At 72.0% G+C, this 7604-nt stretch carries 8 protein-coding genes and 2 pseudogenes; 3 read left to right on the forward strand and 7 right to left on the reverse strand.

The window, feature by feature from the left end; all coding sequences use genetic code 11:
• From G3I65_RS02200 to G3I65_RS02210, 3 genes and pseudogenes are all read right to left on the reverse strand, one after another.
• Nucleotides 1-301: pseudogene (locus G3I65_RS02200) on the reverse strand (sensor histidine kinase); the annotation flags it as partial.
• Between the two features lie 4 nt (nt 302-305).
• On the reverse strand, nt 306-974 hold the full coding sequence (locus G3I65_RS02205; protein WP_125316339.1) for a response regulator transcription factor: 669 nt from the start codon (nt 972-974) through the stop codon (nt 306-308).
• Between the two features lie 6 nt (nt 975-980).
• A complete protein-coding gene (locus tag G3I65_RS02210) occupies nt 981-2294 on the reverse strand; it encodes an MFS transporter (protein WP_160694245.1) in 1314 nt (437 codons plus the stop codon).
• A gap of 184 nt (nt 2295-2478) precedes the next feature.
• On the opposite strand from G3I65_RS02210, the gene fabG reads away from it, so the two are divergent.
• Complete coding sequence (fabG, locus tag G3I65_RS02215; RefSeq protein WP_125316341.1) at nt 2479-3183, forward strand: beta-ketoacyl-ACP reductase; 705 nt, start codon at nt 2479-2481, stop codon at nt 3181-3183.
• A 32-nt stretch (nt 3184-3215) separates the two neighbouring features.
• Nucleotides 3216-3983: an enoyl-ACP reductase FabI gene (fabI, locus tag G3I65_RS02220; protein WP_160694247.1), complete on the forward strand. Its 768-nt coding sequence runs from the start codon at nt 3216-3218 to the stop codon at nt 3981-3983.
• A 3-nt stretch (nt 3984-3986) separates the two neighbouring features.
• Here the strand turns inward: fabI and G3I65_RS02225 are convergent, their stop codons facing one another.
• Entirely contained in the window at nt 3987-5147 is a 1161-nt protein-coding gene (locus tag G3I65_RS02225) for a Cmx/CmrA family chloramphenicol efflux MFS transporter (protein ID WP_160694249.1), read from the reverse strand.
• A 72-nt stretch (nt 5148-5219) separates the two neighbouring features.
• On the reverse strand, nt 5220-5804 hold the full coding sequence (locus G3I65_RS02230) for a TetR/AcrR family transcriptional regulator (protein WP_160694251.1): 585 nt from the start codon (nt 5802-5804) through the stop codon (nt 5220-5222).
• 86 nt (nt 5805-5890) lie between these two features.
• On the opposite strand from G3I65_RS02230, the gene G3I65_RS02235 reads away from it, so the two are divergent.
• Nucleotides 5891-6934, forward strand: coding sequence for a ferrochelatase (locus G3I65_RS02235; protein WP_160694253.1), 1044 nt, complete (start codon nt 5891-5893; stop codon nt 6932-6934).
• On the opposite strand, the gene G3I65_RS02240 is transcribed toward G3I65_RS02235, so the two are convergent.
• Both G3I65_RS02240 and G3I65_RS02245 read right to left on the reverse strand, forming a co-directional pair.
• The gene (locus G3I65_RS02240; protein ID WP_160694255.1) at nt 6876-7388 is read right to left on the reverse strand and encodes a GNAT family N-acetyltransferase; all 513 of its coding nucleotides are present in this window, start codon (nt 7386-7388) and stop codon (nt 6876-6878) included. The genes G3I65_RS02235 and G3I65_RS02240 overlap by 59 nt on opposite strands.
• A pseudogene (locus G3I65_RS02245) lies at nt 7385-7604 on the reverse strand (hypothetical protein); the annotation flags it as partial. The gene G3I65_RS02240 and the pseudogene G3I65_RS02245, both read right to left, overlap by 4 nt.

Here is a 7604-nt window from a genome sequence, read left to right on the forward strand (position 1 = left end):
CCGCCGGCTCGGCCGCGGTCAGCCCGCCCGCCTGCACCAGCGGGACGCGCCGGGCGTCGACGATCACCACGCCTTCGCCGTAGAGCTCGGCGTAGCGCGCCGCGTCGGCCGCGACCGCCGCCGGGTCGCGGGTGTCCACGGCCTGCTGGGCCAGCACGACGAACCGGTCGACGTCGGCGGTGCGCGAGATGACCAGCTGCTGGGTGCGCTGCTCCGCGGTGGCGGTCAGCAGCGGCACGGCGAACGCGGCCACGACCGCGAGGGCGAGGGCCACCAGGACCACCAGCAGCCGGGCGCGCACGGCGTCAGTCCCGGCCGAGCCGGTAGCCGAAGCCGCGGATGGTGGTGAGCAGCCCGGGCCGGTCGAGCTTCGCGCGCAGCCCGGTCAGGTGGACGTCGAGCGAGCGCGACACCGCGAGGTAGGCGTCGCCCCAGACCTCGTCCATCAGCTGCTGGCGGCTGACCGCGGTGCCGGGCCGGGCCGCGAGCACCGCCAGGATCTCGAACTCCTTGGTGGTGAGCCCGACGTCGTGCCCGGCGACGAGCACCCGGCGGGCGCCGAGGTCGATCTCGACGTCTTCGACGCGCACGACGTCCCCGGCCGGCGCGTCCCGGGCGACCGCGCGCCGCACGACGGCGTCCATCCGCGCCAGCAGCTCGGCGAGCCGCACGGGCTTGGTCAGGTAGTCGTCGGCGCCGAGCCGCAGCCCGCGGACCACGGACCGCTCGTCGCCGCGGGCGGTCAGGACGATGACCGGGACCGGCGACACCGCCCGGATCTTGCGGAGGACGTCGAGGCCGTCGAGGTCCGGCAGCCCGAGGTCCAGGAGCACGAGGTCGGCGTCGCGGTGGCGGTGCAGGGCGTCGGCACCGCGGCCGACGCTGGTGACGGGATGACCGCGCGCGTGCAGCGACTCGGCGAGCGCGCCGGCGACACCCGCGTCGTCTTCGACGAGGAGCACGCGCACGGTCATCCTTTCTCAGCGTTCTTCCAGCTCCGAGGTCTTGGAAGTTTCCCGCATTGTGCCGTAGACGATCAGCGACACCAGGACACAGCCCGCGACGTACCAGAAGAAGACCGTTTCGTGCCCGGCGCTCTTGAGCGCCTGCGCGATGAGCTCGGCGGTGCCGCCGAAGATCGCCACGGTCAGCGCGTAGGGCAGGCCGACGCCGAGCGCGCGGATCTTCGTCGGGAACAGCTCGGCCTTCACGATCGCGTTGATCGAGGTGTACCCGGCGACGATCACCAGCCCGGCCAGCACGAGGAAGAACGCGCCGACCGGGTTCCGGGTCGACCCCATCACCGTCATGATCGGGACCGTGAGCAGCGTGCCGCCGATGCCGAAGAACAGCAGGAGCGGCCGTCGCCCGATCCGGTCGGACAGCCGGCCGGCCAGCGGCTGCAGGATCGCCGCGACGAGGATCGCGCAGAACAGCACGATGGTGACCTGCCGCCGCGGGATGTGCGCGGTGTTCTCGAGGAACTTCTGGCTGTAGGTGGCGAAGGTGTAGAAGCCGACCGTGCCGCCGAGGGTCAGGCCGACGACGAGCAGGATCTCCTTGGGGTACTTGGCGAGGGTGCGCAGCGTGCCGCGTTCGCTTCCCTTGCCCTCACCGGCTTCACGCGTGTAGCTCGCCGACTCGTCCATGCCCCGGCGCAGCCACATCACGCTGAGCGCGGCGACCGTGCCGACGCCGAACGCGATCCGCCAGCCCCACGACGCCAGCTGCTGCTCGGTGAGGATCGCCTGCAGGATCAGCTGGAGGCCGAGGGCGAGGAGCTGGCCGCCGTAGAGCGTCACGTACTGGAAGCTCGAGTAGAAGCCGCGCTTGCCCGGAGTGGCCACTTCGGACAGGTAGGTCGCGGAGGTGGAGTACTCGCCGCCGACCGAGAGGCCCTGGATCAGCCGCGCGACGAGCAGCAGGATCGGCGCGGCGATCCCGATCGTGTGGTAGTTCGGCGTGACGGCGATGAGCAGCGAGCCGCCTGCCATCAGGGACACCGAGAGCACGAGCGCGCTGCGCCGCCCGAACTTGTCGGCGAACCGCCCGAGCATCCACCCGCCGAGCGGCCGCATGAGGAACCCGACGGCGAACACGGCGGCGGTCCCCAGGAACGCGGCCGTCGTGTCGGTGGTGGGGAAGAAGGATTTGGCGAAATAAGTGGTGAACGCGGCGTAGGCGTACCAGTCGTACCACTCGACCAAGTTGCCGATGGAGCCGCGCAGCACGTTGCCGATCACGCGCTTTTCGCTCACGGCCCCACCGGCGGCGGGGCTGATCCGGGTTGTCATCGTCGACCTCCTGTGTTGCGACTCACGGTGACCAACCAGCGGGTAACCAGCAAGGTCGGGGGGCAGTTCCTAACACGCGCTTAGGACGGTCGGGCCCACCCCGGGCGCGGGTGCGTGACGCGGGAGCGCTGCCGATAGCCTCGTGCCCGACAGCAGCGCACGGTCGACGAAGAGGGAGAACACTGTGGGACGGTCGGTCTTGGTCACCGGGGGCAACCGGGGTATCGGCTTGGCGATCGCCCGGGACCTCGCGGAGCAGGGGCACCGGGTCGCCGTCACGCACCGTGGTTCGGGCGCGCCCGAAGGGCTGTTCGGCGTGCAGGCGGACGTCACCGACACCGAGCAGGTCGACGCCGCCTTCAAGCTCGTCGAGGAGCACCAGGGACCGGTCGAGGTGCTGGTGTCCAACGCCGGGCTGACCGACGACACGCTGCTGATGCGGATGAGCGACGAGCAGTTCGAGCGCGTCATCAACGCCAACCTGACCGGTGCCTACCGCGTCGCGAAGCGCGCCTCGCGCGGGATGCTGCGCGGCAAGTGGGGCCGGTTCGTCTTCATCTCCTCGGTCGTCGGCCTCTCCGGCTCGGCCGGGCAGGCGAACTACGCCGCGTCGAAGGCCGGCCTGGTCGGGTTCGCCCGGTCGCTGGCCCGGGAGCTCGGCTCGCGCAACATCACCTCGAACGTCATCGCGCCCGGCTTCGTGCACACCGACATGACCGACGAGCTGCCCGAGGACCGCAAGAAGGAGATCCTCGCGCAGGTGCCCTCCGGCCGGTACGCCGAGCCGTCGGAGATCGCCGCCGCCGTGCGGTACCTGGCTTCCGACGAGGCCGGCTACGTCAACGGCGCGGTGCTGCCCGTCGACGGCGGCCTCGGCCTCGGCCACTGAACCCCTTACCCCGAACCAGACTTGGAGGACCCGTGCCCGGACTGCTCGAAGGCAAGCGCCTGCTGATCACCGGCATCATCACCGACGCCTCGCTCGCCTTCCACGCGGCCAAGATCGCGCAGCAGGAGGGCGCGACCGTGGTGCTGACCGGCTTCGGCCGCATGTCGCTGGTCAAGACCATCGCGAAGCGGCTGCCGGAGCCCGCGCCGGTGCTCGAGCTCGACGTCACCGACCAGGAGCACCTCGACTCCCTCGCCGACCGCGTCCGCGAGCACGTCGACGGGCTCGACGGCGTGCTGCACTCGATCGGCTTCGCCCCGCAGAGCTGCCTCGGCGCGCCGTTCCTGGACGCGCCGGCCGAGGACGTCAAGACGGCGGTCGACGTCTCGGCGTACTCGTTCATGTCGCTGTCGAAGGCGTGCCTGCCGCTGCTGGGCCGCGGTTCGTCGATCGTCGGCATGGACTTCGACGCCCGCGTCGCGTGGCCGGTCTACAACTGGATGGGCGTCGCGAAGGCCGCGCTCGAATCGGTGAACCGGTACCTGGCCAAGGAACTCGGCCCGCAGGGCATCCGCGTCAACCTGGTCAGCGCGGGCCCGATGAAGACCATGGCCGCGAAGTCGATTCCGGGCTTCTCGGACCTCGAGGACGGCTGGGGCGACCGCGCGCCGCTCGGCTGGGACAGCTCGGACCCGGACCCGACGGCGAAGAGCGTCTGCGCGCTGCTTTCGGACTGGCTCCCGGCCACCACCGGCTCGATGATCATGGTCGACGGCGGGGTCCACGCCCTCGGCATCTGACGCTCACACCGCCACGGGCTCGCGGTCGTCGTTCCGCTGGACGACGGCCGCGACCGTGAGCGCGGCCAGGGTCGCGGCGCCGAGCAGCATGCCGGTCCACGCGACGCTCGGGAAGCCGAACCCGGCGTCGATCGCGACGCCGCCCAGCCACGGGCCGACGGTGTTGCCGACGTTGAACGCCGAAGTCGTGCTGGCCCCGACGAGCGTCGGCGCGTCACCGGCGGCCTGGAAGGCACGCAGGTTCAACGCCGGATTGGCGCCGAACCCGGCCACGCCGAAGGCGAGCACGGCCACCACGGCGACGAGCGCGTCGGTGGTCAGGGCGAGCACGAGCAGGGCGGCCAGCGCGAGGGCGAGACAGCCGTAGAGCGTCGCGATCGGCCGCCGGTCGGCCAGCCGGCCGCCCGCGCTGATCCCGATCAGCGCGCCGACGCCGAACAGCGCCAGGACGCCGGGCACCCACTCCGCGGGGAGGCCGTCGGTCTCGGTCAGCAACGGCGCGAGGTAGCTGAACGCGGCGAAGATCATGGCCTGGCACAACGCGATCACGCCGAGTGCGAGCCAGACCCGGCCGCGGCGGTACAGCCGCAGTTCGTGGCGGACACCCACCGCGCCGCCGGTCGTCTCGGGCACCAGCAGTGCCACGCCGGCGATCGCCAGCACGGTCACCGCCGCCACCGCCCAGAACGCCGTGCGCCAGCCCGCGTGCTGGCCGAGGAACGTGCCGGCGGGCACCCCGGCGATGTTCGCGACGGTCAGCCCGCCGACCAGCACCGCCATCGCCCGCCCGCGCCGCTCGACCGGCACGAGCGCGATCGTCGTCGCCAGCGCGACGGCCCAGAACCCGGCGCAGGCCAGCGCCGCGACCACCCGCGTGGCGAAGAGGACGGCGTACCCGTCGGCGAGGGCGCCGACGACGTGCGCCGCGGCGAACACGCCGAGCAGAGCGAGCAGCGTCCGGCGACGGGGGAGCCGGAGGGTGCCGATCGCCAGCAGGGGCGCGCCGACGACCATGCCGACGGCGAACGCCGAGATCAGCAGCCCGGCGTCGGGGATGCTCACGTGCAGGTCGGCGGCCATGCCGGGGAGCAGGCCGGTGATCATGAACTCGGACGTGCCCAGCGCGAACACGCTGAGCCCGAGGACGAAGACGGCCAGTGGCACGGGTCCTCCTTCATTGTGTATCGATCAGTTCAAAATTCGGACGGCAGCGATCGGCTGTCGTGCGAGGATCTGTCAGCCGGCGACGATCGCCTTGAGCGCGATGTCCGCGACGGCGTGCATGCTGTCGCGGCTCGTGCCCCGGCGGGCCATCACGCGCAAGCCCGAGATGGTGCCGAGCAGGAACTCCGCCACCGCGGCGGGGTCGAGGCCGTCGCCGAGGCTGCCGTCGAGCACGCCTTCCCGGACGCACTCGGCGAACATGGCCAGGTTTCGCTCGGTGTCGTTCCGCAGCGCGGCACCCACTTCGTCGTCGGGCAGGCCGAGTTCGGCCAGGGTGTTGACCACGAGGCAGCCGCGGCGGCGGGATTCGACGTCGTCCTCGACGGCCTGGTCGAGGACCGCGGCGAGCCGCTCGGCCGCGGTGCCCGGGCCGTCGAGGATCGCCTGCCGCTTGCCGAGCTGGGTGCCGGTGTAGTGCGCGAGCGAACGCTGGAAGAGCGCGCGTTTGCTGGTGAAGGTGTTGTAGACGCTGCTGCGCCCGAGCCCGGTGGCCGTGCAGAGGTCCTGCGTCGACGTCGCTTCGTAGCCGTGCTCCCAGAAGGCGTGCATCGCCTTCTCGACGGCGGCGGTCTCGTCGAACTCCCGTGGCCTGGCCATGGGGTCACCGTAGCAGAGTTTTGTACCGATCGATTCACAACCGGGCCGGGTCAGCGTGCGGGCCGCCGCATCGGCAAGATGACGGGGTGGGATACGACGCGTTGCTGTGGCTTTCGTTCGGCGGTCCGGAGGGGCCTGACGACGTCATGCCGTTCCTCGAAAACGTCACCAGGGGCCGGGGCGTGCCGCGGGAGCGGCTGCTCGAGGTCGCCGAGCACTACCAGCACTTCGGCGGCGTTTCGCCGATCAACAAGCTGAACCGCGACGCGATGGTGGCGGTCGAGAAGCAGCTCGCGGCGGCCGGGATCGACCTCCCGGTGCACTTCGGCAACCGCAACTGGCACCCGATGGTCGAGGACACCCTCGCCGAGCTGACGGCGGCGGGCGCGAAGCGGATCCTGGTGTTCCCCACGAGTGCCTACGGCGGCTATTCCGCGTGCCGCCAGTACGACGAAGACATCGAGCGCGCCCGCGCGGCGGTCGGCGCCGAAGCACCCGAAATGGTGAAGCTGCGCCAGTTCTTCGACCACCCGCTGTTCGTTTCGGCGGTGGCGGACGGCCTGCGCGCGGCGCACGCGTCGCTGGGCGACGTCGACGGCGTCCGCACGGTGTTCACCGCGCACTCGGTGCCCGACAGCGCGGACAAGGCGTCCGGCCCGCCCGCGGAAGGCGGCCACCGCTACTCGCGGCAGATCGCCGAGGCGGCCCGGCTGGTGGCGGCCGAAGCGGGGATCGCCGAATACGACGTGGTGTGGCAGTCGCGGTCCGGGCCGCCGCAGGTGCCGTGGCTGGAGCCGGACATCGTCGACCACATCGACGCGTTGCACGCTTCGGGCGTCCCCGGCGTGGTCGTGTCGCCGATCGGGTTCGTGTCGGACCACCTCGAGGTGATCTGGGACCTCGACAACGAGGCGGCGGAACGCGCGGCGGAGCACGGAATGGCGTTCGCCCGCGCGGCGACCGCGGGCAGCGACCCGCGCTTCGCCGAGCTGGTGGTGGAGCTGATCCGCGAACACACGCACGGGGTGGCGCCGCGCAAGCTGTCCCCGTTCCCGGCGGCGGGCTGCACGGTCAACGGCGCGCCGTGCGCGATCGGCTGCTGCGAACCGGCGAAGCGCCCGGCTCGCTGAGGCGGGCTTGCAGCAGGTGGGGTGACCGCGCGAACCCGTGCCGTTCGTAGGCCGGGATCGCGCGCGTCGACGAGTGCACGGTGACGCGCTCCAGACCGAGTTCCGCGGCCAGATCGAGCGTCGCGTCGATCAGCTGCCCGCCGACGCCGCCGTCGCGCGCTTCCGGCACCACGTAAACAGACTGGACGTCGCCGGCGGCGCGGGAAAAGGCCGCCGGCGTCGGGACGCGCGCGGTGATCGCGAGGAACGCCATCCCGAGGATTTCGCCGTCCCGCACCGCGACCAGGCAGCGGTGGGTGTCGGCGTGCTCGCGGGCCCAAGCGGCGAACTCGCGCACGAACCCGTCCCGGTCGCCGTCGGGGAGACCGTCCTGTTCGGCCACCCAGCGCCACCGGAGCCGGGCGACGGCTTCGAGTTCGGCGGGCCGGGCGGGGCGGATTTCGATGGCCGTCAGCCTTCGCGTGCCGTCTGTTCCGCGAAGACCCGCACCGCCTCGTTGACCGCCGCGCACCGAGCCGTGCGGACCGCGTCGGACAGCGGCCGCAGCGCCTGCGCGCGCAGCGTCGACGCCGAGGCCGACAGTGCGCCGCCCGGGTCGTCCGTGGACGCGACCACCAGGATCGCCGCGATCTCTTCGGCCCGCTGGAGCACCCGCAGTGCACGCCCGGGC

This window comes from Amycolatopsis sp. SID8362, from assembly GCF_010550475.1.
Classification (GTDB): domain Bacteria; phylum Actinomycetota; class Actinomycetes; order Mycobacteriales; family Pseudonocardiaceae; genus Amycolatopsis; species Amycolatopsis eburnea.

Excerpts from the sequence above, each read along its gene's own strand:
- G3I65_RS02205 (WP_125316339.1), bottom strand. The coding sequence starts at position 974 with ATGACCGTGCGCGTGCTCCTCGTCGAAGACGACGCGGGTGTCGCCGGC.
- G3I65_RS02210 (WP_160694245.1), bottom strand. The coding sequence starts at position 2,294 with ATGACAACCCGGATCAGCCCCGCCGCCGGTGGGGCCGTGAGCGAAAAG.
- G3I65_RS02230 (WP_160694251.1), bottom strand. The coding sequence starts at position 5,804 with ATGGCCAGGCCACGGGAGTTCGACGAGACCGCCGCCGTCGAGAAGGCG.